The organism is Streptomyces sp. B21-105, assembly GCF_036898465.1.
In the GTDB taxonomy this organism is placed as follows: Bacteria; Actinomycetota; Actinomycetes; order Streptomycetales; family Streptomycetaceae; genus Streptomyces.
On record NZ_JARUMJ010000001.1, the window covers coordinates 3,987,967 to 4,013,448 of the forward strand.

Here is a 25,482-nt window from a genome sequence, read left to right on the forward strand (position 1 = left end):
GGCGCGGACCATGCGCAAGGGTGCCAAGGCGGCGATCGTGGGCTCGGTGTTCGTCGTGATGGTGGGCGGGGCCGGCTACGGAGCGTTCAACATCGTGAACGCGTTGAGCGACACCGGCGGGAGCGGCGGGCCGGGAGGCGCCGAGCCGGTGGCCGTGAAGAGCGGACCGCCGAGCGACTCCGAGGTGAAGAAGACCAGCGCCGCGTTCTTCGCCGCCTGGGAGAAGGGACAGGCCGCGGCCGCCGCCGACCTCACCAACAACGCGGAGAAGGCCGGGCCGCTGCTGACCTCGTACGGCCAGGCCGCGCACATCACCGGCGTGAAGATCACACCGGGCAACGCCGTCGGCGACACCGTGCCCTTCTCCGTGAAAGCCACGGTGTCCTTCGACGGGAAGTCCAAGCCGCTCGCCTACCGGAGCCGGCTGACGGTCGTGCGGGGCGTCAGCACGGGCAAGGCGCTGGTCGACTGGCAGCCGTCGGTCGTCCATCCCGCGCTGAAGAACATGGACGACACCCTGGTCACAGGCGACTCGTCGGCGCCGTCGATCGAGGCCGTGGACCGGGACGGCAAGGTGCTGACAAAGGAGAAGTACCCCTCCCTGGGGCCGGTCCTGGACCAGCTGCGCACCAAGTACGGGGCGAAGGCGGGCGGGACGCCGGGCATCGAGCTGGCGATCCGGCACGCCACCCCCGACACCGCCGACACCTCGCTGCTGACGCTCGCCGAGGGCAAGGCGGGCAAGCTGCCCACCACGCTCAGCGCGAGCGTGCAGGCGGCGGCGGAGAAGGCGGTCCAGAAGTACCCCGAGTCCTCGGTGGTGGCGATCAAGCCGAGCACCGGCGAGGTGCTGGCGGTCGCCAACAACCGCACCGACGGCTGGAACGCCGCGTTCCTGGGCGAGGTCGCGCCCGGCTCCACCATGAAGATCATCAGCGCGGCCACCCTCATCGACAACGGGCTCACCACCGCGAACGGCCCCGCGCCCTGCCCGTCCTCGGCCGTGTCCGAGAGCCAGACCTTCAAGAACATCAAGGGCATGAAGCCCAACGAGGGCGCGACCCTCTCCGAGAGCTTCGCCCGCTCCTGCAACACGGCGTTCGTGAAGTTCGCGGACGAGGTGAAGGTCGACTCGCTGACGAACGAGGCCCGGGACCGCTTCGGGATCGGCCTCGACTGGCAGACCGGCATCCCCTCGTTCGACGGCTCGGTCCCGGCCGCGGGCGGCCCGGACACCGCGGCCGGCCTGATCGGCCAGGGCAAGGTCCAGATGAACCCGCTGAACATGGCGTCGGTGACGGCGACCGCGATGACCGGCGTCTTCCGGCAGCCGGTGATCGTGCCGCTGAGCCTCGACGACCGCGACCCGGCCCACGCGAAGGGGCTGTCGTCGAGCACCGTCCAGCAGTTGCGCTCCATGATGAACCGGACCGCGACCAGCGGCACCGCGGCCGAGGTGATGGCCGGGCTGAGCGGCTCCCGCATCGGCGCGAAGACCGGCTCCGCCGAGGTCGACGGGCAGGCCCGGTCCGACAGTTGGTTCACTGGCTACCGCGGCGACGTCGCGGCCGCCGCGATGACCCAGGACGGCGGCCACGGCGTCGACGCGTCGGGGCCGATCGTCGTGCGGGTGCTGCAGGCCGGCTGAAACCGCAACCGGAGCAGCGGGCCGCTGAAACCGCAACCGGAACGGGAGCGAGGGGGGCCGGCTGAAACCGAAATCGGAGTGGCCGACGTCACCTATGACGTCAAACCCACAGGACGGGACTCTAGGCTGTTGCCGTCGTTGGGGTCGGTGAGGGCAACGAGGGCAGTGGGGCGGGGGGAAGCCCCTGGGGATCCGGAGGATCGCACGCAGTGGGCAAGAGAAGGCGCGTCGAAGAGCAGCGCGGCAAGCGGCGTCCCGTCGTGGCCGGCGGCATGATCGCCGTCGTGGTCGCGGGCGCCGGCTTCGGCGTCTACGCGCTGTACGTCGGCGGGGCGGCGGCCGACGACGGCAAGCAGGCGCTGTGGATCCGGACCGACCCCCCGTCGGCGGCCGAGGCCAAGACCGTGGCCGAGCGGTTCCTCACGGCCTGGCAGGGGGGCAAGGTGGCCCAGGCGGCCGCCGCCACGGACGACGCCGCGGCCGCCTCCGCCCTGCTGACCGGCTACGCCAAGGACGCCCATGTCACCGGCGTCGCCCTCAGCGCCGGCCAGGCCACGGGCGCCAGGGTCCCGTTCTCGGTGAAGGGCACCGTGACGTACAAGGACGTCAGCAAGCCGCTGTCGTACACCGGCTCGCTCACCGTGGTCCGCAACCCGAAGAACGGCAAGGCGCAGGTCGACTGGCACGCGTCGGTCGTCCACCCGGATCTGCAGGACGGCGACCGGCTCGTCACCGGCCCGGCCGGCACCCCGCCGGTCAAGGCCGTCGACCGCGACGGCGGAGAGCTGACGACCGCGAAGTACCCCTCGCTGGCGCCGGTGCTGGACGGGCTGCGGGAGAAGTACGGCAAGAAGGCGGGCGGCAAGGCGGGCGTCGAGCTCCAGGTCGTCCGCGGCAAGGCGGCCAAGGCCAAGAAGGTTTCCGACAAGACGCTGCTGGAGCTCAGCAAGGGCACTCCGGGCACCGTGAAGACCACGCTGAGCCCGGGCCTCCAGGCGGCCGCCGAGCAGCAGGTGGCGAAGACCGCGAAGTCGTCGGTCGTCGTACTGCGCCCCTCCACGGGCGAGATCCTCGCGGTGGCCAACGCCGGTCACGGCTTCAACACCGCGTTCAACGGCGCGCTGGCGCCCGGCTCCACGATGAAGGTCATCACGTCGTCGCTGCTCATCGAGAAGGACCTGGCGTCGGCGGACAAGACGCACCCCTGCCCCAAGACCTTCACCTACGGCGGCTGGAAGTTCCACAACGACGACGACTTCGAGATCACCGGCGGCACGTTCAAGGCGAGTTTCGCGCGCTCCTGCAACACCGCCTTCATCAGCCAGGCGCCGGAGCTGAACGACGACAGCCTGACCAAGCAGGCGCAGCAGGTGTTCGGTCTGTCGATGAACGACTGGGCGATCGGCGTGCCGTCCTTCGACGGTTCGGTGCCGGTGCAGTCGAAGGCGCAGATGGCGGCCTCGCTGATCGGGCAGGGCGGGGTCCGGATGAACCCGCTGAACATGGCGTCGGTCGCCGCGACCGTGAAGTCGGGCTCCTTCCACCAGCCGTACCTGGTCGCCCCGTCCGTGGACGACCGCACGCTGGCGAAGGCCTCCCGCACGATGTCGGCGTCCACGCTGTCCCAGCTGCGGGAGTTGATGAACTACACCGCCGCGGCCGGCACCGCCGCCGAGGCGATGTCGGGCCTCGGCCCCGACTACGGCGCCAAGACGGGTTCCGCGGAGGTCGACAACCAGGACAAGCCCAACGGCTGGTTCACCGCCTATCGGGGCGACCTGGCGGCCGCGGGCGTCGTCCAGGCGGGCGGCCACGGCGGGGACACGGCCGGTCCGATCGTCGCGTCGCTGCTGCGTCTGGGCGGCTGACGGCCACAGCCCTAGGGGCTGACGGGCTGCTGGCGCGCCGAGGCCTTGGCCGAGGCCTTGGCGGCGGTGGCCGTGTAGGTGCGGCGCAGGAACCGCACCAGCGTCTTCGACTCGAACTGGACGACCGAGACGCCGTGCTCGGAGTGGAACTCCACGATGGCCTGGACGCGTCCGCACGGCCACACGCGCACGTCTCCGGTGCCGGCCGGGGCACGCAGGCCCTGTTCGAGAAGCTTGCGGGAGAACGTCCACTCGTGCCGGTCGGGCAGTCCGACCCGCACCGAGCGGGGGTCGCTGTCCGGGTCGTAGCGCAGGACGACGGGAACGGCCGTCCGTTCCTCCTCGACCTGGTCGGCGTCCGTGACGATATGGGCTCGCGCGTACTGTTCGACTACAGACATCGGCCAACCCTCTCACGCAGCGTTACCTGTGCGGAAGCTGTGCGTCCACTCCCCTCCAATGTCCCATATTTTCCGCATTACGCCCCTCCGGGCGTGTCTACCTCATCTGCGCGATGCGGCGCGGCACACCGTGACGCACCGCAACACACCGCCACGCGTTGCAGCGCGCCGGCGATGCACAAGCTTCTCGCTCTTGCGAATCGTTCGCATCAAGCCACTATCATCGTCGGGTGCACGTACCCGACGGATTCATCGACGCCCCGACCTCCGCCGTGACCGGTGTGGTCGCCGCCGGCGCCATCGCCGTGAGCCTGCGCGGCGCGCGCCGTGAGCTCGACGACCGGACCGCGCCACTGGCCGGCCTCGTCGCGGCCTTCATCTTCGCCGTCCAGATGCTCAACTTCCCCGTCGCGGCGGGGACCAGCGGCCATCTGCTCGGCGGTGCGCTCGCCGCGATACTCGTGGGTCCCTTCACGGGGATCCTCTGCGTGTCCGTCGTCCTGCTCATGCAGGGCGTGCTCTTCGCCGACGGCGGGCTCACCGCCCTCGGCGTGAACATCACCGACATGGCCATCGTGACGACGGTCGTCGCGTACGCCGTCTTCCGCGGCCTGGTGAAGGTGCTGCCGCGCGGCCGCCGGTCCGTCACGGCCGCGTCCTTCGTCGCCGCCGTGCTGTCCGTGCCCGCCGCCGCCGTGGCCTTCACGTTCCTGTACTGGATCGGCGGCACCACCGACGTCGCCATCGGCAAGGTCGCCACCGCCATGATCGGCGTGCATGTGCTGATCGGCGTCGGCGAGGCCGTGATCACCGCGCTGACCGTGGGCGCCGTGCTCGCGGTGCGGCCGGACCTCGTCCACGGCGCCCGCGATTTGCGGCAGACACTGCGGCTGCGGGTGAACGGCGAACTCGTCGACGCGCCCGCGGCCGACGGGGCGCGCGGCGGGCCCGTCGCCCCGGTGGCGGCGCGCACGTCCCGGCGCACGCTGTGGGCGGCGGGTCTGGTCACCTCCCTCGTGCTGGCCGGGTTCGTCAGCTTCTACGCCTCCGCGAGCCCCGACGGCCTGGAGAAGGTCGCCGCCGACAAGGGCATCGACGCGAAGACCGAGAAGCACGCCGCCTCCGACTCCCCGCTCGCCGACTACGGCGTCAAGGACGTGACGAACGCCCGCCTGTCCGGCGGCCTCGCCGGCGTCATCGGCGTCGGCGTGACCGTCGTCGGGGGCAGCGCCGTGTTCTGGACGGTGCGCAGGCGGCGCGGCGCGGACGACGCGTCGCCCACGGTCGCAGAGAACGTCTGACGGCCATGGGAGCAGGCCACGCCCACCGGCTGTATCTGCACGGACACTCGCCCGTGCACGGTCTGCCGCCGCACACCAAGCTCGCCGCCGTCCTCGCGTTCGTGGTCGTCGTGGTGTCGACGCCCCGGGAAGCGATGTGGGCGTTCGGCCTGTACGCGCTGCTGCTGGCCTTCGTCGCGCATCGCGCGCGCGTGCCCGCCCGGCTCCTGCTGAAGCGGCTGCTGATCGAGGCGCCGTTCGTGGCGTTCGCCGTGCTGATGCCGTTCGTGGCGGAGGGCGAGCGGGTGGACGTCCTCGGACTGCCCCTCAGCGTCGACGGACTGTGGGGCGCCTGGAACGTGCTTGCGAAGGGCACCCTGGGCGTCGCCGCGTCCGTGCTGCTGGCGTCCACCACCGAACTGCGGGAGCTGCTGCTCGGTTTGCAGCGGCTGAAACTGCCGCCGCTGCTCGTGCAGATCGCCTCCTTCATGATCCGTTACGGCGACGTCATCGCGGACGAGATGCGGCGCATGCGGATCGCCCGGGAGTCACGCGGCTTCGAGGCCCGCGGGGTGCGGCACTGGGGAGTGCTCGCGAAGTCGGCGGGCGCGCTGTTCATCCGCTCCTACGAGCGCGGCGAACGCGTGCACCTGGCCATGATCAGCCGGGGGTACGCCGGATCCATGCCGGTGATCGACGAGGTGACCGCGTCCCGGGCCCAGTGGTCGTACGCGCTGACCCTCCCGTTCGCCGCCCTCGTCGTCTGCGTGTTGGGATGGACGCTGTGACTGATGTGACGCCCTCGCCCGACCTGACGGCCTCCCCCGACGGGCCGGCCTCCCCCGACGGGCCGGCCTCCCTCGACGGGCCGGCCTCCCTCGAGGTGGCCGGTCTGGCCTTCGCCTACCCCGACGGCCACCAGGCCCTGTTCGGCGTGGACTTCTCCGTCGCGCGCGGGGAGCGGGTCGCGCTGCTCGGACCGAACGGCGCCGGCAAGACGACGCTCGTGCTGCACCTCAACGGCATCCTGACCGGCGGAACCGGCGCCGTGACGGTGGCCGGACTGCCCGTGGGCAAGCGGCACCTGGCCGAGATCCGGCGCAAGGTCGGCATCGTCTTCCAGGACCCGGACGACCAGCTGTTCATGCCGACCGTCCGCGAGGACGTGGCGTTCGGACCGGCGGCGGCCGGACTGAAGGGGGCTGCCCTCGAGGCGCGGGTCGACCACGCGCTCGCGCAGGTCGGCATGGCGGAGTTCAAGGACCGTCCGCCGCACCATCTCTCCTTCGGGCAGCGGCGCAGGGTGGCCGTCGCGACGGTCCTCGCGATGGAGCCGGAGATCCTCGTCCTGGACGAGCCGTCCTCCAACCTCGACCCCGCCTCGCGCCGCGAACTGGCCGACATCCTGCGGGCGTTGGACGTCACGGTGCTGATGGTCACGCACGACCTGCCGTACGCCCTGGAGCTCTGCCCGCGCGCCCTGATCCTCAGCGAGGGCGTGATCGCGGCGGACGGCCCGACGGGCGAGCTGCTCGCCGACGACACCCTCATGCGCGCCCACCGGCTGGAGCTGCCCTTCGGGTTCGACCCGCGCTCCGCGACAATGGGCGCGTGACTGACGAGGAAACCGCCGCCGACCGCTCGCTGCTGCTCCTCGACGAGCAGCTGTGCTTCGCGCTGTACGCGGCCCAGCGCGCGGTGACGGCCGCCTACCGGCCGCTGCTGGACGAGCTGGGCCTGACCTACCCGCAGTACCTGGTGCTGCTGGTGCTGTGGGAGCGCGGCGAGACGAGGGTCAAGGACCTGGCGTCGGCGCTGCGGCTGGACTACGGCACGATGTCGCCGCTGCTGAAGCGCCTGGAGGCGGCGGGGCTGGTGCGCCGGGAGCGCTCGGCGCAAGACGAGCGCTCGGTCCTGGTGGCGTGCACCGGCCCCGGCGAGGAGCTGAAGGGGCGTGCGGAGCGCGTCCCCGGGGCGCTGCTGGCGTCGACGGGGCTGGAGACGGCGGAGGTCGCGCGGCTGCGCGACGAGCTGTGGGGCCTCGCGGAGCGGGCGCACCCGACGGCGGAGCGGGCCCGCTAGTACCGGCCCTGTCCGGCCGGCCGGACAGCTCCGCGGCCCCACACAGAGTTACCGCGGGTTACTTGCCCCTGCCCCGGACACGCCTACCTACCGGCCGGTACCTTGTGCACGATGTAATCGGGGAAGATGTTTGGGGAGGGACCGCCGTGACAGAGGGCGCCGCAGTCGGCACGACGACCGAGACCGCCGGGGCGAACGAGGCCGCCGGGACGAACGGCATCGCCGACACCCGGCCGACGAAGATCATGTACGTCGCCGAGGCCACCGCGCACGGGGGCCGCGACGGGTTCGTGACCAGTCAGGACGGCCAGATCGAACTGAAGGTGGCGATGCCGCCGCAGCTGGGCGGCGACGGCAACGGCACCAACCCGGAGCAGCTCTTCGCGGCCGGCTACAGCTCCTGCTTCCACAACGCGCTGATCCTGGTCGGCAACCGGGCGGGCTACGACCTCGCGGGGTCGACGGTGGCGGCCAAGGTCGGGATCGGCCCCAACAGCAGCAAGGGCTACGGGCTCGCGGTGGCGCTCAGCGTCTCGCTCCCCGTCCTGGACCCGGGCCTCGCGGAGAAGCTGGTCGCCGCGGCGCACCAGGTGTGCCCGTACTCGAACGCCACCCGCGGCAACATCGACGTAACGATCCTTCTCGGCTGACGTGGCGCAGGAATCACAGGCTCGCCCCGGGCGTTCCCCGAGGAGTTGAAGGCGATGTGACGTCGCTTGAAGGCGATCTGCGAGAGGGCGTGCGGGCGTGGACGTGAACGGTGCGGTGGCCGAGGGCTTCGAGCCGGTCCGGGAGGCGTTCGCACGGAACTTCGAGGTCCTCGGCGACCGGGGCGCGGCGGTCGCCGTCTACCGGGACGGCCGCAAGGTCGTCGACCTCTGGGGCGGCACGAAGGACGTCGACGGCACGGCCCCCTGGGAGCGGGACACCGCCCAGATCGTGCGCTCGGCGACCAAGGGCGTGGTCGCCGCCGGCCTCCTGCTGCTGCACCAGCGCGGCGAGCTGGACCTGGACGCGCCGGTGGGAACGTACTGGCCCGAGTACAAGGCGGCCGGCAAGGAGCGCACCCTCGTGCGGCACGTCCTCGCGCACCGCGCGGGCGTGCCGGTCCTCGACCGGCCGCTGACGCCCGCCGAGGCCACCGACCCCGACCTCGGCGCGGCGGCGGTCGCGGCGCAGGCGCCGGCCTGGGAGCCCGGGACGGATCACGGCTACCACGCGCAGACCTACAGCTGGCTGACGGGCGAGCTGGTGCGGCGGATCACCGGACGGCCGGTCGGCGAGTGGATCGCCGACGAGATCGCCGGGCCGGTCGGCGCCGACCTGTGGCTCGGACTGCCGGCGGCACGGGGCGGGCGTGCGGGGCGCGTGGGGAAGGTGGCGGCCCCGGCGCAGACCGGCGCGCTGAAGACCCGGCCCAAGCCCGCCGTCACCGCCGCCTACGCCGATCCGGCCTCCCTCACCCGCCGCGCCTTCGCCGCGATCACCCCGCTGCCCGACGAGAACGACGCCGCGTACCGGGCCGCCGCCCTGCCCGCCTCCAACGGCATCGCGACCGCCGACGGCCTGGCCCGCTTCTACGCGTCGCTGATCGGCGAGGTGGAGGGCGGGGTGCGGCTGCTGCGGCCGGAGACGGTGGAACTGGCGCGCGGCGAGCAGTCGTCGGGGCCGGACCGGGTCCTGGTGGTGCACACCCGGTTCGGCCTCGGCCCGATGCTGCACGGCGCAGCCTCCCCGCTGCTGTCCCCCCGCGCCTTCGGCCACCCGGGCCGCGGCGGCGCCCTCGGCCTCGCCGACCCCGAGTCGGGGATCGCCTTCGCCTATGTCACCAACGGTTTCCGATCGAGCGTGACGGCGGACCCGCGGGCACAGGCGCTGCTCCGGGCACTGCGGACGGCGATGGCGTGACGGCGACGTCTACACGTTGATCGAGTGCGACGTCCGTCCCGAGGCGTCGTCGATCTCGGTGTGCGCCTTGGTCAGCAGCTGCATGGCGATGTCGTTGAGCGCCCGGGCGCCGGCGATCTCCTCGCCGACCCGTGGCTGGTCGGCGTCCACGGTGTGCCGGCTGGCGTGGCCCTGGGACCGCACCTCGGTCCCGTCGGGCAGCCGTACCAGCGCGGCCGCGCGCGTGTGCCGGTCGTTTTCCTCGAACTCCAGCTCGACATGCCAGCCGACTGCGGTGCGCGTTGCGGTGCGGGTCATGACGGTCACCTCCGAAGCCTCTGCTTCCAGGGTGCTCCTCGGAGCGGGCGACCGCACCCAGCGGGCGGCCCGCGCCGCTCGTAGCCCCGTCGGCTCAGCAGGCGCATGCCGTCCGGCACGGCGACGCCGACCGCCTTCAACCGAAGCCGTCACGATCGCCCGCCGTGCCGGCCTGCCGCCCTCACCCTGCTGCTCCGTGCGGCACGCGCACCGTCCTACCGTTGCGCAGGAACAGCCTCGGCGACCGACGCCGGGACCACTCGCCTGCCGATCACCGGAACGGGGCCATTCCTGTCGTGACGGTCCTTGCCGAAGCGGAGGTCTTTCAGTCGCATGGCCGGGCGTTCGACGAGGTGCCAGGACGCAACGGCGAACAGCAGGGTGACGACCAGGGTCAGGGAAAGATAGGCAGGCATACCCCACCGGTTGTAGCCGAGCATGGCAAGAGTCTGCTGGACGAGAAAGCCGTATATGTAAATTCCGTACGAGTAGTCGTTGCGGGCACCGACGCGCCGGAAGGAAGCGGGCAGGCGGATGGCGAGCCACACCAAGAGGTAGGCGAAGGCCGGAATGCCCACTGTGAAGAGGTAGCCGTAGTGGAGACTGCCGAGCAGGACGGCCAGGGAAGCGAAGCCCAAGGGATCGCTGACAGGTATCCGTTCGCGATAGACCTCGATGAGCGCGCCCAGGGCGAAGGCGAAACCGAGATAGATGACGAATGACGTGCCGAACGGCGCGAAGGGGAAAATGTGGATGTCTTGCAGGTAGCGGGCATCGTACGGGCCGGCCCAGTAGCGGCCCGTGCTTGCCTGACGTACGACCAACCAACCGAGCACCACCGTTATCAGCAAGACGGCTCGGCGGGCCCGCGTCAGGATGCCGGCGAATGCGAGGGTGGCCACGGCGAGGTAGCAGAGGAATTCATACCGCAGACTCCACAGCGCCCCGTTGAAGGCTGTGTTGTGGACCTGGCCGGCTGAGCGCGCACGGGTCATTATGTCTGCTACGTCATATTGGTTCGTCGAGACGGCCCAGTTGACCCGTATGTAGTCGAGTGGGCCGCGGGGTCCGTTGAAGCCGTTGAGCGTGGAGTGGACACGCCAGTACAGGTACGGGGCTATGACGAAGGCGGCGACCAGAAGGCAAACCCAGAACCCCGGCAGGATGCGCAGGACCCGGTGCCAGAGGAAGCGGCCGACAGGGAGGCGGCCACCGCTGCGAGTGACGAGGATCCCGGAGAGCACGAAAAAGCCGTAGACCGCGAGTTTGCCGAGGTCGGCCTGGCCTCCACTGAAACTGTGAAGGTATTCCTTCCCGCCGTAGCCGAGGACGCGGGCGTGCGATAGGACCACGGCCAGCGCCAGGCACAGCCTCAGCAGGCCCAGGCTGTTGTTGCGGCCGGTGAGCAGCTCACCGACGCTGCCGTGGGACCAGCGCAGCGTGAAATCGCCAGGCATGAGATTCCCTGATTTTGTTGAGACAGTCATTCAATAGGCCAAGCGAGCCAACGGTATCCTGCTTCATCGCGGGAGCCGCACGGCGACGGGCGGGCGCAGCGGAGCCGGGAGACATGTGCCTCGCACTGTGCGCCGACCAGCCGCCCGAATGGCACTGATGCTCCGTCACTGCCGGTCTTCTGTAGGTTCGCTGACCCCTGGTAGGACTGGGGCAGTTCGTTGTAATGGTGCGTGTCCTGCGGACAGAGTGTGATGTTGACCTCATGTGTTCAGCCGGGAAGGTGAGCTGACGCCCTGACAGCACAAGGGCGCCTCCCATTTGCGACGGTCTGGACTGTCCAGATCAAAACCGTCGTCAGGGAGAGGCGCCCTCGGAGGGAAAGTCACCAGCTGGGACAGTCGGCTCGCGGGGCGGGCCGACGGCAGGAATCTGGTCGGGCAGGCGGGCGTCGTGCTGCTGCGGAAGGTCGCCGACCGGCTCGGTCGTGCCCACGCGCCGGCCGCCGCGCTTCGCGTGGGCAGCGGGCCGGGACGGTGGGACCGCGACCCCTGTCCGGTCTCCGACACCGGCTGGGCCGTCGACACCGCGGACGAGCGGGCCATCGCCCTGCTGCCAGAGAAGGTGTACATCACCTTCACCGGCTGAGCACGGGCCGCGGGCGGACCCGCGGCATGACACGGCGACGCGCCCGCCCCGGAAGGGGTCGGGCGCGCCGCGCGCGGTGGGACCGGATCAGCGGTGGTCGTTGCCGTGGTGACGGTCGTTGCCGTGGTGACGGTCGTTGCCGTGGTGACGGTCGTTGCCGTGGCGGTCGTTGCCGTGGTGACGGTTGTGGCCCCACGACTCCTGGTCCACCTGGCGGCGGTGGTCGTCACGCAGGGTGGCGGTGCCGGCGCGGTTGTCCCACACCTCGCGACGGCGGTCCTGGTACAGGTCGCTGCGGGTGTCGCGGCCCACGCCGGTGTGGACGCGGACCGTGGCGCGCGGGGCCAGCCGGTAGTGGCGGAACGTGTACTTGTCGCCGCGGTTGTCGGAGAGCGTCCACCCGTCCATGTTCACGGAGTGACGGGTGGTGTTGGTGAGCTCCACCCACTCCTTGTTCAGGGAGAAGGCCGAGCGGTCGTCCCGACCCGGTGCGTCGTAGTGCACGGCGCTGATCTCCACCTGCGGCCGGCTCGGACGCGAGGCTGCGGTGGCCGACGCCGGCAGTGTCGCCGCCCCGGTCACAGCGGCGGCGACGATCGCGACGGCGGTGAGACGACGGGCGGAAACAGAGGAAACGGACACAAGGTCTCCTTGCTTGGTGCGGTGTGCGGCCCCTCGGCCGCAGAACCAGAGTGACCCAGCCGGCCCGTCCCAAGTGGCTCAATACCGCTGCACGTTACGAATCATGCACATTCCGGTGACAGTAGCCTTCCATGTCCATCTATGTCCTGAAGGCGCCGGACCCGTTGGGGCACCGGCCCCGTCCGGCCCGAGCACGGGAGGCCGTCACCCGATAGTGGGTCACGACCGGAAGCGCGCATAAAAGGGCCGGTGAGGGCGCCCCGTCCCCACGGAGCCCTCACCGGCGGTCTTTCAGGCGGTCCGACGCGTCAGACGCGGACCAGTTCGCGGTCCTCTTCGCCCGCGTCGGAGGGGGTGCGCAGTCCCTCGCCCTCGACGTCCACGTTGGGCAGGGCGCGGTCCAGCCACTTCGGCAGCCACCAGGCCCGCTTGCCGAGCAGCGCGAGCACCGCCGGGACGATCGCCATGCGGACGACGAACGCGTCGAAGAAGACGGCGATCGCGAGGCCGAAGCCGATCATCTTGATCATCGACTCGCTGGAGCTGATGAAGCCGCCGAACACGGCCATCATGATGATCGCGGCGGCGGCCACCACCTTGGCGCTGTGCCGGAAGCCGGTGACGACGGCCTGGCTCGGGCTCTCGCCGTGGACGTACGCCTCCCGCATCCGGGTCACGAGGAACACCTCGTAGTCCATCGCGAGGCCGAAGACCACGCCCACCATGAAGATCGGCATCATCGACATGATCGGGCCGGTCTCCTCGACGCCGATCAGACCGCCGAGCCAGCCCCACTGGAAGACCGCGACGACGGCGCCGAGCGCGGCGAGCACGCTGAGCAGGAAGCCGAGGGCCGCCTTCAGCGGGACCAGGACGGAGCGGAAGACCACGATCAGCAGCAGGAAGGCCAGCCCGACGACCAGGCCCAGGTACGGGATCAGCGCGTCGTTGAGCTTCTGCGAGAAGTCGATGTTCATCGCGGTGGTGCCGGTGACCAGGACCTGCGCGCCGGTGTCGGCCCTGACGTCGGCGCCCTGGTCGCGGATGGCGTGCACCAGGTCCTCGGTCTGGGCCGAGGACGGCTTGGAGCCGGGGATCACGGTGATCGTGGCGGTGTCGCCGGTCTTGTTGAAGACCGCCGGGGTGACCGTCGCGACGTCCCCGAGCTTCTTGATCCCGTCGGTCACCGAGGTGGCCGCGGCCTTGGGGTCGTCGCTGTTCTGGGCGTCGACCACGATCAGCAGGGGACCGTTGAACCCGGGTCCGAAGCCTTCCGACAGCAGGTCGTAGGCCCGGCGCTGCGTCGTGGACGTCGGCTGCGAGCCGTCGTCGGGCAGACCCAGTTCCAGCCGGGTGGCCGGGACGGCGATCGCGCCGAGACCGACCACGCCGAGCAGCAGCACGGCGGCCGGACGGCGGATCACGAAGCTCGCCCACCGCACGCCCAGCCCGGGCTTGGCGGTCTCGGCCTGCCCGGACTGCTCGCCCTTCGCGGCGGCCGCCCCGCGCTTCTCACCGGTGGGCCTGATCTTCTTGCCCGCGTAGCCGAGCAGCGCCGGGATCATGGTCAGCGCGATGAGGACGGCGACCACGACCGTGCCCGCCGCGGCGAGGCCCATCTTGGTCAGCATCGGCACGTTGACGACGGCGAGGCCCGCGAGGGCGATGACGACCGTGAGACCGGCGAAGACCACGGCCGAGCCGGCGGTGCCGGCGGCACGGCCGACGGCCTCCTCGCGGTCGCGGCCCTCGGCGAGCTCGCTGCGGTAGCGGGAGACGATGAACAGCGCGTAGTCGATGCCGACGGCGAGGCCGATCATCAGCGCGAGGGTGGAGGTGGTGTCGCCGAGGTCGAGCGCCTTGGCGAGGGCGGTGATGGTGGAGACGCCGATGCCGACGCCGATGATCGCGGTGAGCAACGGCAGTCCGGCCGCGACCAGCGAGCCCAGGGTGAGGACGAGGACGACGGCGGCGATCGCGAGACCGATGACCTCGCCGATCGCACTGGGGTCGGCCCCGGCCTGGAGGGCGTCGCCTCCGACGTCGACGGTCAGTCCGGTGGCCCGGGCAGACTCGCCGGCCGCCTCGAGGGCGTCCCGGGTGGAGTCCTTCAGCTCCATGCCGGGGACGTCGTACTTCACGGAGGTGTAGGCGACCGTCCCGTCCTTGCTCACCGCGTTCGTGGTGAAGGGGTCGGTGACGGAGGCGACCTCGGAGCCGTCCTGGAGGGCCTTGACGGCTCTGTCGACGGTCGCCTTGTTGGCGGCGTCGGTCATCTTCTGGCCCTCTGGCGCCTTGAAGACGATGCGCCCGGTCCCGCCGTCGGCGCTGGCTCCCGGGAAGCGCTGTTCCAGCAGGTCGAAGGCCTTCTGGGCCTCGACTCCGGGTATGGAGAAGGAGGTTGTCCCGGCTGCGGGCGCGGAGGCGGCGCCGACGCCTGCGAGGGTCAGCAGCGCCACCCAGACGAGGGCGACGAAGTGGCGGCGGCGGAAGGCGAGCCGGCCCAGTCGATAAAGGAACGTGGCCACGGAGGCGTACTCCCGGTCAGGTCGTGGTGTGGGGGCCGCGGTTGTCGGCGCGGGCCCGGGGGCAGGGTTGACCACCCCGGCGGGGAGGCAGGGGTGATCGGCCCGACGACGTGAGCGGTGACGTCAGGTGGTGGGGAGGACCGTGGGGACGGTCAGGTGGAGGGGTTCGGCGCGCAGAGGGCGGGGAGCACCACGGCGTCGATGTACGAGAGGAGGAACTCCTGCGTCGGGGGCTGCTCGTCGAGCAGTGTGCGGGCCGCGAACGCGCCGATCATCATGTGCATCACGAACTCGGTCGCGGGGTTGTCCGCGCGGACTTCCCCCCGGTCGATCGCCCGTGCCAGCACCCGGCGGAACGCGGCCAGCTCCGGTTCGATGAGGTGTTCCCTGAACGCCTTCAGCAGGTCAGGGTTCTCGTGGACGGCCATGGCCAGCCCTCGCATGAGCGCGGAGTTCTGCTCCATCTGGCAGTCGTCCGAGCGCAGGGTGAGGGCGTGCATGTCGCCTTTGAGCGACCCGGTGTCGATCGCGTCGAGGGAACCGCCCGGCTTGCTGTGACGGACCGCCTTCGCCACCAGCTCGGGCTTGCCGCCCCACTGGCGGTAGAGCGTCGCCTTGCTGGATCTGGTGCGGGCGGCCACGGCGTCCATGGTGAGGGCGTCGTAGCCGACCTCGCGGAGCAGTTCGAGCACGGCCTCGTACAGCTCGGCCTCGCGCTCGGGAGTGATGCGGCTGCGACGCGCCGTTGCGACCTCGGTCATTCCGCTCACCCTTCCACTCCGCACCGCCACAGTCTCCTGTTCGTACACGCCGAATGTAGCGCATCCAGCTTCGAAACGAAACTGTTTCGTACGTGTCCTGGCTCACCCGGCGGCCCATCCGGTCGCCCACCCGGTCCCCGGCGCGCTCGCCGCGCGATCGCCACGTGATCGCCGCGTGATCGTTCGCGACGCGCCTTTGCCATAAGTTGCTCCGTTCCATCCCCCGGAAAAGCATGGGGAGGTGAGCTATCTGCGTCTGCCCCATCTCAGCGGTGACCTGTTGTGTTTCGTGGCCGAGGACGACCTCTGGCTGACCCCCCTCGACGACCCCCGGCGGGCCTGGCGGCTCACCGTCGACCGCACCAAGGCCGGACACCCCCGCTTCTCCCCCGACGGCCGCCACATCGCGTACACGAGCTGGCGCAGCCTCGTCCCGGAGATCCACGTGCTCCCGGTGGACGGCGGCCCGGGTCGGCGCCTCACGTACTGGGGCAGCTCCGACACCCAGGTCCGCGGCTGGACGCCCGCCGACCCGGACGGGAACGCCGACATCCTCGCCGTCGCCTCCCACGGCGAGCCGTTCTCCTACTTCACCTGGTCCTACAAGGTCCCCACCGACGGCTCGCCCGGCAGCAAGCTCCCCTGGGGCCCGGTCTCCGACCTCCAGGTCGCCGACGTCGACGGCGAGCGCCGCACCCTCCTGCTCACCGGCACTCCCCCGCACGAGCCGGCCGCCTGGAAGCGCTACCGCGGCGGCGCCACCGGACGCCTGTGGCTGCACGGGCGGCGCCTGCTGGAAGGCCTCGACGGACACCTCGCGTGCCCGCTCTTCGTCGGCGACCGCATCGCCTTCCTCTCCGACCACGAGGGCGTCGGCAACCTGTACTCCTGCGCCCACGACGGCTCCGACCTGCGCCGGCACACCGACCACGACGCCTTCTACGCCCGGCACGCCGCCGGCGACGGCACCCGCGTCGTCTACCAGTGCGCCGGCGAGCTGTGGATCGTCGACGACCTCGCCGCCGGCTCCGCGCCGCGCCGCCTCGACGTGCGCCTCGGCGGGCCGCGGGCCGGGCGGCGGCCCTACCAGATCCCGGCGGCCCAGCACGTGGACGGCATCTCCGTCGACGAGACCGGACGCGCGAGCGCCGTCGTCGTCCGCGGCAGCCTCTACTGGCTGACCCACCGGGACGGGCCCGCCCGGACGATCACCGACACCCCCGGGGTGCGGGTGCGGCTGCCGGAGATGCTCGGCCCCGGCGGCCAGGTCGCCTACGTCACCGACGCCGACGGCGAGGACGCCGTCGAGATCGCCTACCTGCCGCGGGCCAGCGGCGACCGCGCGCCGCGCCGGCTGGCCTCCGGACGGCTCGGGCGGGTCCTCGAGATGGTGTGCGACCCGGAAGGCGAACGGCTCGCGATCGCCTCGCACGACGGCCGGCTGCTGCTCGTCGACGTGAGCCGGAACCCCGAGGACGGCTCCCTCGGGGAGCCCGGGGAGCCCGGGGAGCCCGGGGAGCCCGGGGAGCCCGGGGAGCCCGGGGAGCCCGGGGAGCCCGCGGAGGACGAGGTCACCGAGCTGATCGCCTCGGTCAACGGGCCCGTCCGCGACCTCGCGTTCTCACCGGACGGCAGCTGGCTGACCTGGTCGCACCCGGGCATCGGCCGCTCCCTGCGGCAGATCAAGATGGCCCGCGTCCCCGGCACGGCGAACGGTGAACGGCTGATCGTCGACGTCACCGACGGCCGGTTCGAGGACGAGAACCCGGTCTTCACCCGGGACGGCCGCTACCTCGCGTTCCTGTCCTGGCGCGGCTTCGACCCGGTGTACGACGTGCACACCGGCGACCTGTCCTTCCCGCTCGGCTGCCGCCCGTACCTGGTGCCGCTGTCCTCGGCCACCCCCTCGCCCTTCGCGCTGACCCCGGAGGGCCGTCCGGCCGCCGGCGGGCTGGACCCGCTGCAGGACGGCGAGGGCGGTGAGACGGGCGACGGGACCGTGACCGTCGAGGCCGAGGGGCTGGAGAGCCGGGTCACCCCCTTCCCCGTGCCGGCGTCCAAGTACTCCGCGATGTACCCCGTCGCGGGCGGCGGACTGGTGTGGCTGCGCTGGCCGATCTCCGGCGCGCTCGGCGAGACGTTCGCCAACCCGGACGACACCAGCGGCCGGCCGACGCTGGAGCACTTCAGCATCGGCAAGGCCAGGAAGTCCGAACTCGTCGACCACCTCGACTGGTTCGCCCTCAGCGGTGACGGCACCCGGCTGGTCGTCGTCGACGAGGGCGACCTGCGGGCGGTGCCGTCGGCCGAGACCGGGGACCCCGACTCCACCGTCTGGATCGACCTGCGGCGCATCCTGCACGAGGTGGACCCCGGCGCCGAATGGCGACAGGCGTACGAGGAGGCCGGCCGGCTGATCCGCGCCTACTTCTGGGACCCCGGAATGTGCGGCATCGACTGGGACGCGGTGCTCGACCAGTACCGCCCGCTCGTCGAACGCGTGGCGTCCCCCGACGAGTTCGCCGACCTGCTGCGCGAAGTACTGGGCGAACTCGGCACCTCCCACGCCTACGTCACCGCCGCCCGCCGCAACGAGGGGCCGCCGCACTACCAGCGCCTCCAGGGCCTGCTGGGCGCCAACCTCGTGCGCCGGGACGCCGGCTGGGCCGTCCGCCGGATCCTGCCCGGCGACTCCTCCGACTCCAAGGCCCGCTCACCGCTGGCCGGCACCGGCATCCGCGAGGGCGCGGTGCTCACCCACGTCGACGGCCGGCCGGTCGATCCGGTGACCGGCCCGTACCCGCTGCTGGCCGGGGCCGGCGGTACCACGGTCGAGCTCACCTTCGCCCCGGCCGAGGGCGAGGCGGGCCGGGCACGCCGGGTGGCCGTCGTCCCGCTCGTCGACGAACGCCCCCTGCGCTACCAGGACTGGGTCGCCAAACGCCGGGCCGTCGTCCGCGCGTTGAGCGGCGGCCGCTGCGGCTACCTGCACATCCCCGACATGGGCGGCTCGGGCTGGGCCCAGTTCAACCGCGACCTGCGCATGGAGGTGTCCAGGCCCGCGCTGATCGTGGACGTGCGCGGCAACGCGGGCGGCCACATCAGCGAGCTGGTCGTGGAGAAACTGACGCGCACGATCCTCGGCTGGGACCTCACCCGAGGCGCCCAGCCGGTGTCGTACGCCTCGAACGCGCCGCGCGGGCCGGTGGTGGCGCTCGCCGACGAGGCGACCTCCTCGGACGGCGACATGATCGCGGCCGCCTTCAAACTGCTGAAGCTGGGCCCGGTGGTCGGCCAGCGCACCTGGGGCGGCGTGGTCGGCATGACCGGCCGCCACCAGCTCGGCGACGGCACCGTCATCACCGTCCCGATGAACGCGGCCTGGTTCGACGCGTACGGCTGGTCGGTGGAGAACCGGGGCGTCACCCCCGACCTGGAGGCCCTGCGCACCCCGCTCGACTGGGCGGAGGGCCGCTACGCCCAACTCGACGACGCCGTACGGCTGGCCCTCGACCTGCTCACCGTCACGCCCCCGGCGAGCCCGCCGGACCTCACCGTCGTCCCCGACCGGTCCCGGCCGCCACTGCCGCCGCGCGGCACGGAGAGCAGGAGTTGAGAGCAAGGGTCGAGACGCGCTCGGGGCGCCCTTCCGGAAGAAGGACGCCCCGAGTCGCCGGCCTGGGCCGGCAGATCAGCGGTGACTACATGTCGTAGTCCTGCGCGAGACGATCGTCGTCCTCGCGCCGCATCCGCTCGTTCTCCTGGCCGGCACGCTCACCGGGACGCTCACCGGGACGCTGACCGGACCGCTCGCCCGGACGCTCACCGGGACGGTCGCCGGAGCGGTCCGCGGGCCGCTCGCCGGGGCGCTCGCCCGGACGCTGCTTGCCGCCACGCTGCTGGACCTGCTCCTTGGCCTGCTGGGCCTTCTGCTTGGCCTGCTGCTGCCACTGTTCGGTCTGGTCCTGGAACTTGTCCTTCATACCCATGTGGGTTCACTCCTGTAGGAGATGAGAGGGGTCGAGGCCCCGTGGTGGGGCCTCGACCAGACTCACACGGGCGGTCACGCCCCGCATGTCGATCAACTACGCTGCGTAGCCCTCGACTCCTCGTCAGCGGCGCCGCCCGCGCCCACCAGGCCCGTCCGCATCCCCTGCAGCCGGGGCGCGAACCGCCGCATCTCGCGCTGCCCGACGGTACCGATGAGCGCCGGCAGATATCCGCGCACTCCCTGCATGCCGCGCAGCCATCCCTGCCCGTACACGTGCGCCGAGCGCCGCTCGATGCCGGCCACGAGCCGGTCGACGGCCGGACCGAGCGGGTACGTCTTGTTCGCCGGCCACGGCAGCCGCTGCCGCAACTCCCGCATCACCTCGTCCTGATCGGCCCCGCGCACCATGTCGGTGTCGGTCCACGACAGATAGCCGACGCCCACCCGCACGCCCTGGTGGCCGACTTCGGCCCGCAGACAGTGCGCGTACGCCTCCACGCCCGCCTTGGACGCGCAGTACGCGGTCATCATCGGCGCCGGCGTGATCGCGGCCAGCGAGGCGACCTGCAGGAGATAGCCGCGGCTCTCCTTCAGCAGCGGCAGGAAGGCGCGCGCGGTGACCGCCGAGCCGATCAGGTTCACCTCGACGACCCGGCGCCAGGACTGCGGATCGGAGTCGGCGAACGGGCCGCCGCCCGCGACGCCCGCGTTGGCGACCACGATGTCCACCTTGCCGAAGCGCTCCTTCACCTCCGCCGCGACCCGGACCATCGCCTCGTGGTCGGTGACGTCGGCGTACCAGTGGTCGCTGTCGCTGTGCAGCCGCTCGGAGACCCGCTTGAGCGCGTCCGGCTCCAGCCCGACCAGAGCGACCTTCGCGCCCCTCGCGGAAAGCTTGCGGGCCAGCAGCTCGCCCACGCCGCGCGCAGCCCCCGTGACGACGGCGACCTGTCCCTCGAGGCTCACCCTGCTCATGCGCCCTCCTTCAACTGCGAGTAAGTGGTGACGAGTTCCCGGATCCGGCCGGTGACCAGCTCGGGCGCCTCGACCGGCGTCATATGGCCGAGGCCGGGCAGTTCGGTGACGCCGAGGCAGTGCGGCAGCGCCGCGGCTATCCGGTGCGCGTGCACCGGCGGGGTGAGCCGGTCGCCGGTGCCGACGATCACCGCCGTCGGCACGCTCAACTCCCGTACCCGGTGGTCGAGGTCGAGCAGGCGCAGCACGTGCGACCAGGCGTGCCGCACCTTGCGCGGACAGGCGTGCACGATGCGGGCGCACGCGTCCACCATGTGCGGGGCGGAACCGGCGCCCATCGTGGCGTACTTGAGGATCCGCTTCGCGACGGGCGTGACCGGTCCGAGGGGCGCCCTGGAGCCGAGGACGTGCCCGGTCAGCCAGGTCCGCAGCCGGCCCGGCCGCAGGGGCAGCACGGTGGACTCGGCGACCAGCCCCGAGGTGCCGGTGCTGCACAGCAGGACCGCAGCCGCATGCTCCCTCAACGCGTCCCTGGCAGCCGCCGCGATGACCGTCATGCCGCCCATGGAGTGCCCGGCGATCACCGCTTTCTCACCGGGCGCGAGCGTCGCCGTGAGCACCGCCTCCAGGTCGTCGGCGAGCGTGTCCGTGCTGCACGCCGGGCTCGCCGGGGTGCGGCCGTGGCCGCGCTGGTCGTAGGCGATGACACGGTGGTCGGCGGCGAGGTCCCGGATCTGGTCCGCCCAGAACGCGGTCGAGCAGGTCCAGCCGTGCGCGAGGACGACCGCGGGCGCGCCCTTGGGGCCGTGCACCTCCACGTGCAGGGACGTGCCGTCGGCGGAGACCGCGGTCAGGTCGCGGCGGGCACTCACGCCGTCACCTCGCTGTCCGCCGTGCGCGGGCCGGCCGGGGCGGCCGGGGCCGTGGGCGCTCGCAGGACCTCGTACTCGGCGAGGTCCACCCGCCGCGCCGCACGCCGGAACTCGGAGGTGGTGCCCGGCCAGACGGTGGTGTTGCGGCCGTTCGCGTCCAGGTACCAGCTGGTGCAGCCGCCGGTGTTCCACACCGTGCGCCGCATCCGGTCCTGCACCCGGCGGTTCCAGGCGTGCACGGCGCTCGGGCGGGCGTCCAGGGCCGCCCTGCCTCCGAGGACGTCCAGCTGGCGCAGATAGTCGGCCAGGTAGTTCAGCTGGGACTCGATCATGAGGATCATGGAGTTGTTCCCGAGGCCCGTGTTGGGGCCGATGATCGTCATCCAGTTCGGGAAGCCGGCGGCGGAGGCGCCGCGCAGGGCCTCCATGCCGTCCTTCCAGCTCTCCGCCAGCGTCCGCCCGTCGGCGCCCACCACCCGGTCGGCGATCGGCATGTCCGTGACGTGGAACCCGGTCCCGAAGACGATCACGTCCGCCTCGGCCTCGGTGCCGTCGGCGGCGACCAGCGTGGACCCGCGCACCTCGCTCAGTCCGCTCGCGACGACGTCCACGTTGGGCTGCGCGAGGGCCGGATAGTAGGCGCTCGACAGCAGGATCCGCTTGCAGCCGATGCGGTAGTCCGGGGTGAGCTTGGCCCGCAGCACCGGATCCTTGATGACACGGGCCATGTTCTGCCGGGCGAGCTTCTCGACGAAACCGAGCTGGTTCGGCCGCTTGGTGAACGCCTGGACCTGCAGCTCCCGGATGCCCCACAGCAGCCCGCGGCGCGCCTGCGCGGTGACCGGCAGGGCCCGGTGCAGGGCGCGCTCCGCGCCGCTGATCGCCCGGTCGACGCGGGGCATCACCCACGGCGGGGTGCGCTGGAACAGCGTCAGCCGGGACACGTCGGGCTGCAGGGCGGGCACGATCTGGATGGCGGAGGCACCGGTGCCGACCATCGCGACGCGCTGCCCCGCCAGGTCGGCGTCGTGGTCCCAGCGGGCCGAGTGGAAGACCTTGCCGGGGAACGAGTCCAGGCCCGGGATCTGAGGGATCCTCGGGTCGGACAGCGGCCCGGTGGCCGACACGACGACGTCGGCGAAGTAGCGTCCCGCGCTCGTCTCGACGTCCCAGCGCAGTTCCCGCGCGTCCCAGGTCATCCGCAGCACCTCGGAGTCCAGCCGCAGGTGCGGCCGCAGCCCGAACACGTCCGTGACGTGCTCCAGGTAGGCGCGGATGTGTTCCTGCCCGGAGAAGGTGCGCGGCCAGTCGGGGTTCGGGGCGAAGGAGAAGGAGTACAGGTGGGAGGGCACGTCGCAGGCGCACCCGGGGTAGCTGTTGTCCCGCCAGGTCCCGCCGACGCTGCTCGCCCGCTCGAGGATCACGAAGTCGGTGATCCCCTCCCGGCGCAGCCGCACGGCGGCCCCCAGCCCGCCGAAGCCGGACCCGATCACCGCCACCCGTACGTGTTCGGTCATCCCGAAGCCTCCTGCCGTGCGGCTCTCGCCACTCTCGCCACTGCGCCAGTGAACACTGGCGCAGTGGGAGCGTAGAGCAGGTCCGTACCGATGGGTAGGGCCCGGGGGGAAGGAAAGTTACCCGCGGTACAACATAGGCTTCGGCCGTGACGGAGAAGAGGGAGTACCGAACGGAGGAGCTGGCCGCGAAGGCCGGCATCACGGTGCGCACCCTGCGCTTCTACCGCGAACGCAAACTGCTCGCGCCGCCCCGCCGCGAGGGCCGCATCGCCTGGTACGACGACCATCACCTGGCCCGGCTGCGCACCATCGCCGCCCTGCTGGAACGCGGCCACACCCTCACCGGCATCGCGGAGCTGGCGGACGCCCTCGACCAGGGCCGCGATGTCGCCGACCTCATCGGCGTCGGCGGCCCCACCGAGGAGGAGCCGGTCCGCCTCACCCCCGAGGAGCTCGCCGCCCGCTTCGAGGGCCAGGCCACCCCCGAGAACCTCGCCGCCGCCCTCGAACTCGGCTACCTCGGCACCGACGGCGACGAGATCGTCCACATCAGCCGCCGCCTGCTGGACGTCTCCACCGCCCTGGTCCGCGAGGGCATCCCGCTCGCCGAGGTCCTCGCGGCGGGCGTCCGCGTCCGCGCCCACGCCGACGCCCTCGCCGAACTCTTCACCGACCTCATCCTGCGCCACGCCACCGAACAGGAACTCCCCCGCCTGCGCCCCCTGGCCCGCAGCGTCGTCGAGGCGGAAGTCTCCCTCGCCATGGACCGCCGGCTGCGCAACGACAAGGACAAAGACGAGGAGGAGGACGAGGACAACTGACGGGGCCGCGGCGGTCACGGGGGGCCGTCTACAGGTCGAAGGCCACCGTCACCGGGGCATGGTCCGACCAGCGTTCGCCGTGCGTGGCGGCCCGCTCCACCAGCGCCTTGACGGCCTTGGCCGCGAGACCGGGCGTCGCCACCTGAAGGTCGATCCGCCAACCTGAATCATTGTCGAAGGCACGGCCCCGGTACGACCACCAGGTGTACGGGCCCGTCGTCTCCGGGTGGAGTTCGCGGACGACGTCGACGTAGCCGCCGTCCGTCGCGGTGAGGACCTGACCGAGCCAGGCGCGCTCCTCGGGGAGGAAGCCGGAGCTCTTGGCGTTGGCGCGCCAGTTCTTCAGGTCCGCCTGCTGGTGGGCGATGTTCCAGTCGCCGCAGACGAGGACCTCGCGGCCGTCGGCGGCGGCCCGGGCCCGCAGCTCCTTGAGGTACGCGAGGAACTCGCCCATGAAGCGGAGCTTCTCGTCCTGCCGTTCGGTGCCGACCTCGCCGGAGGGCAGATAGAGGGAGGCGACCGTCACACCGGGCAGGTCGGCCTCCAGATAGCGGCCGGACCCGTCGAACTCCGACGAGCCGAAGCCGACGCGGACGGCGTCCGGCTCACGGCGGGTATAGAGGGAGACGCCGGCGCGGCCCTTGGCGGCGGCCGGGGCATGGGTGACGTGCCAGCCCTCGGGGGCCCGGACCGTCTCCGGCAGCTGCTCCGGCTCGGCCCGCACCTCCTGGAGGCACAGCACGTCGGCGGAGGTGTCCGCGAGCCACTCGACGAAGCCCTTCTTCGCGGCGGCGCGGAGTCCATTCACGTTCACGGAGGTCACGGTCAGCACCCGGGCACGATACCGGCCGCCGGGCGCCGCCCCGGACCGGGTCCCGTTCCCGGCCGTACAGGGGACGCCGAAGGTTCGGTTGTGCCTACACGTACTGTGTTCGGCGTGAGAATACGTCCGGTCCCCTTCGACCATCCCGACGCGGTCAAGCTCAACGACGACGTCCAGGCCGAGTACCACGAGCGCTACGGCGACGGCGGCGACGCCACCGTCCTCGCGCCGTCCGACTTCCAGCCGCCGTACGGTGTCTATCTCATCGCCTACGACGAGAGCGACCGCCCGGTCGCCACCGGCGGCTGGCGCAGCCGGGACGAGAACGGCGAGGGCAACCAGGACGGCGACGCCGAACTGAAGCGGATGTTCGTGGTCCGGGACATGCGCGGGCGCGGTCTGGCACGCCGGATGCTCACCGCGCTGGAGGAGAGCGCCCGGGACGCGGGCCGTGTCCGGATGGTGCTGGAGACCGGCACCGAGCAGCCGGAGGCCATCGCCCTGTACACCTCCAGCGGCTACGAGCCGTGCACGAAGTTCGGCTACTACCGCGCCTACCCCGAAAGCCGCTGCTTCGCCAAGCCGCTCGCCCCATAAGGCCGCCGGGGCCCCCTGAGGCCGCTCGCCTCCTCGGACTTCTCAGCGCCTGAGGCTGCTCACACGGCCTCAGGCCCCGCCCAGGAAAGCCCTCCCCCCAGCCCGGCGCAACCGGCAGTGCCAACGCGTCAAGAAGCCGTCCAAGAACACCCTCGAGGTCCGTCAACGGGACCGCCCTCGCACACCCAGTGACGTCCACTGCACACTGAGGGCCGCCAAGCGCCCCATCTGACCTGCACTGGATGCCCTAACGCACCGGCATTGCGCGTCTGAAGCACCCTTTCTCCACAAGGTGACCGACCGTCAAAGAACCGCCAGGTTCTGTGAATTCGTCAGGTAAGATGACATATATAGCTCGGTCACGGGGG

General features: G+C 71.7%; 23 protein-coding genes. 12 read left to right on the forward strand and 11 right to left on the reverse strand.

Translation table 11 applies throughout. The annotated features are described in order from the left end of the window. Positions 1-10 precede the first annotated feature (10 nt). Together QA802_RS17820 and QA802_RS17825 are read left to right on the forward strand one after the other, a co-directional pair. Entirely contained in the window at positions 11-1,648 is a 1,638-nt protein-coding gene (locus QA802_RS17820) for a penicillin-binding transpeptidase domain-containing protein (RefSeq protein WP_334523569.1), read from the forward strand. Between the two features lie 209 nt (positions 1,649-1,857). Then, positions 1,858-3,516: a penicillin-binding transpeptidase domain-containing protein gene (locus QA802_RS17825; protein WP_334523572.1), complete on the forward strand. Its 1,659-nt coding sequence runs from the start codon at positions 1,858-1,860 to the stop codon at positions 3,514-3,516. Between the two features lie 11 nt (positions 3,517-3,527). Here the strand turns inward: QA802_RS17825 and QA802_RS17830 are convergent, their stop codons facing one another. Continuing rightward, positions 3,528-3,917: an SsgA family sporulation/cell division regulator gene (locus tag QA802_RS17830; protein ID WP_334523575.1), complete on the reverse strand. Its 390-nt coding sequence runs from the start codon at positions 3,915-3,917 to the stop codon at positions 3,528-3,530. 230 nt (positions 3,918-4,147) lie between these two features. Here QA802_RS17830 and QA802_RS17835 point away from each other — a divergent pair, with 230 nt between their 5' ends. The 6 genes from QA802_RS17835 to QA802_RS17860 all read left to right on the forward strand — a co-directional run bounded on the left by QA802_RS17835 (position 4,148) and on the right by QA802_RS17860 (position 9,187). Further along, positions 4,148-5,218, forward strand: a complete 1,071-nt coding sequence (locus QA802_RS17835) for an energy-coupling factor ABC transporter permease (RefSeq protein WP_334523578.1) — start codon at positions 4,148-4,150, stop codon at positions 5,216-5,218. 5 nt (positions 5,219-5,223) lie between these two features. Next, a complete protein-coding gene (gene cbiQ, locus QA802_RS17840) occupies positions 5,224-5,985 on the forward strand; it encodes a cobalt ECF transporter T component CbiQ (RefSeq protein ID WP_334523581.1) in 762 nt (253 codons plus the stop codon). Beyond that, complete coding sequence (locus QA802_RS17845; protein WP_443042137.1) at positions 5,973-6,812, forward strand: energy-coupling factor ABC transporter ATP-binding protein; 840 nt, start codon at positions 5,973-5,975, stop codon at positions 6,810-6,812. The genes cbiQ and QA802_RS17845 overlap by 13 nt, the downstream gene beginning before the upstream one ends. Next, positions 6,809-7,279, forward strand: coding sequence for a MarR family winged helix-turn-helix transcriptional regulator (locus QA802_RS17850; protein WP_334523584.1), 471 nt, complete (start codon positions 6,809-6,811; stop codon positions 7,277-7,279). Before QA802_RS17845 ends, QA802_RS17850 begins: the two co-directional genes overlap by 4 nt. Positions 7,280-7,524: 245 nt before the next feature. Then, positions 7,525-7,929, forward strand: a complete 405-nt coding sequence (locus tag QA802_RS17855; protein ID WP_334534718.1) for an organic hydroperoxide resistance protein — start codon at positions 7,525-7,527, stop codon at positions 7,927-7,929. Positions 7,930-8,026: 97 nt separating this feature from the next. Continuing rightward, complete coding sequence (locus QA802_RS17860; RefSeq protein WP_334523586.1) at positions 8,027-9,187, forward strand: serine hydrolase domain-containing protein; 1,161 nt, start codon at positions 8,027-8,029, stop codon at positions 9,185-9,187. 9 nt (positions 9,188-9,196) lie between these two features. On the opposite strand, the gene QA802_RS17865 is transcribed toward QA802_RS17860, so the two are convergent. Together QA802_RS17865 and QA802_RS17870 are read right to left on the reverse strand one after the other, a co-directional pair. Next, positions 9,197-9,484: a DUF1876 domain-containing protein gene (locus tag QA802_RS17865; RefSeq protein ID WP_334523589.1), complete on the reverse strand. Its 288-nt coding sequence runs from the start codon at positions 9,482-9,484 to the stop codon at positions 9,197-9,199. Between the two features lie 215 nt (positions 9,485-9,699). Next, entirely contained in the window at positions 9,700-10,941 is a 1,242-nt protein-coding gene (locus tag QA802_RS17870; RefSeq protein WP_334523591.1) for an acyltransferase family protein, read from the reverse strand. 451 nt (positions 10,942-11,392) lie between these two features. Here QA802_RS17870 and QA802_RS17875 point away from each other — a divergent pair, with 451 nt between their 5' ends. Then, on the forward strand, positions 11,393-11,587 hold the full coding sequence (locus tag QA802_RS17875) for a hypothetical protein (RefSeq protein ID WP_334523593.1): 195 nt from the start codon (positions 11,393-11,395) through the stop codon (positions 11,585-11,587). Positions 11,588-11,674: 87 nt separating this feature from the next. Here the strand turns inward: QA802_RS17875 and QA802_RS17880 are convergent, their stop codons facing one another. From QA802_RS17880 to QA802_RS17890, 3 genes are all read right to left on the reverse strand, one after another. Next, entirely contained in the window at positions 11,675-12,229 is a 555-nt protein-coding gene (locus QA802_RS17880; protein WP_334523596.1) for a lamin tail domain-containing protein, read from the reverse strand. 308 nt (positions 12,230-12,537) lie between these two features. Continuing rightward, on the reverse strand, positions 12,538-14,757 hold the full coding sequence (locus QA802_RS17885) for an MMPL family transporter (protein WP_334523599.1): 2,220 nt from the start codon (positions 14,755-14,757) through the stop codon (positions 12,538-12,540). 152 nt (positions 14,758-14,909) lie between these two features. Further along, a complete protein-coding gene (locus QA802_RS17890) occupies positions 14,910-15,518 on the reverse strand; it encodes a TetR/AcrR family transcriptional regulator (protein ID WP_334523602.1) in 609 nt (202 codons plus the stop codon). 241 nt (positions 15,519-15,759) lie between these two features. Here QA802_RS17890 and QA802_RS17895 point away from each other — a divergent pair, with 241 nt between their 5' ends. Then, positions 15,760-19,134, forward strand: a complete 3,375-nt coding sequence (locus QA802_RS17895) for a S41 family peptidase (protein ID WP_334523604.1) — start codon at positions 15,760-15,762, stop codon at positions 19,132-19,134. Between the two features lie 85 nt (positions 19,135-19,219). Here QA802_RS17895 and QA802_RS17900 read toward each other — a convergent pair whose 3' ends face one another. From QA802_RS17900 to QA802_RS17915, 4 genes are all read right to left on the reverse strand, one after another. Then, entirely contained in the window at positions 19,220-19,507 is a 288-nt protein-coding gene (locus tag QA802_RS17900) for a hypothetical protein (protein ID WP_334523607.1), read from the reverse strand. 92 nt (positions 19,508-19,599) lie between these two features. Next, positions 19,600-20,484 (reverse strand): SDR family oxidoreductase, encoded by an 885-nt coding sequence (locus tag QA802_RS17905; protein WP_334523610.1) that lies wholly within the window; start codon positions 20,482-20,484, stop codon positions 19,600-19,602. Beyond that, complete coding sequence (locus QA802_RS17910; RefSeq protein ID WP_334523613.1) at positions 20,481-21,356, reverse strand: alpha/beta fold hydrolase; 876 nt, start codon at positions 21,354-21,356, stop codon at positions 20,481-20,483. Before QA802_RS17910 ends, QA802_RS17905 begins: the two co-directional genes overlap by 4 nt. Then, positions 21,353-22,873 (reverse strand): flavin-containing monooxygenase, encoded by a 1,521-nt coding sequence (locus QA802_RS17915; protein WP_334523616.1) that lies wholly within the window; start codon positions 22,871-22,873, stop codon positions 21,353-21,355. The genes QA802_RS17910 and QA802_RS17915 overlap by 4 nt, the downstream gene beginning before the upstream one ends. Positions 22,874-23,019: 146 nt before the next feature. Between QA802_RS17915 and QA802_RS17920 the strand changes: the two genes are divergently transcribed. After that, entirely contained in the window at positions 23,020-23,694 is a 675-nt protein-coding gene (locus QA802_RS17920) for a MerR family transcriptional regulator (RefSeq protein WP_334523619.1), read from the forward strand. 28 nt (positions 23,695-23,722) lie between these two features. Here the strand turns inward: QA802_RS17920 and QA802_RS17925 are convergent, their stop codons facing one another. After that, positions 23,723-24,526, reverse strand: a complete 804-nt coding sequence (locus QA802_RS17925) for an exodeoxyribonuclease III (protein WP_334523622.1) — start codon at positions 24,524-24,526, stop codon at positions 23,723-23,725. A gap of 105 nt (positions 24,527-24,631) precedes the next feature. Here QA802_RS17925 and QA802_RS17930 point away from each other — a divergent pair, with 105 nt between their 5' ends. Next, positions 24,632-25,114: a GNAT family N-acetyltransferase gene (locus QA802_RS17930; RefSeq protein ID WP_334523625.1), complete on the forward strand. Its 483-nt coding sequence runs from the start codon at positions 24,632-24,634 to the stop codon at positions 25,112-25,114. The last annotated feature ends 368 nt before the right edge of the window (positions 25,115-25,482 follow it).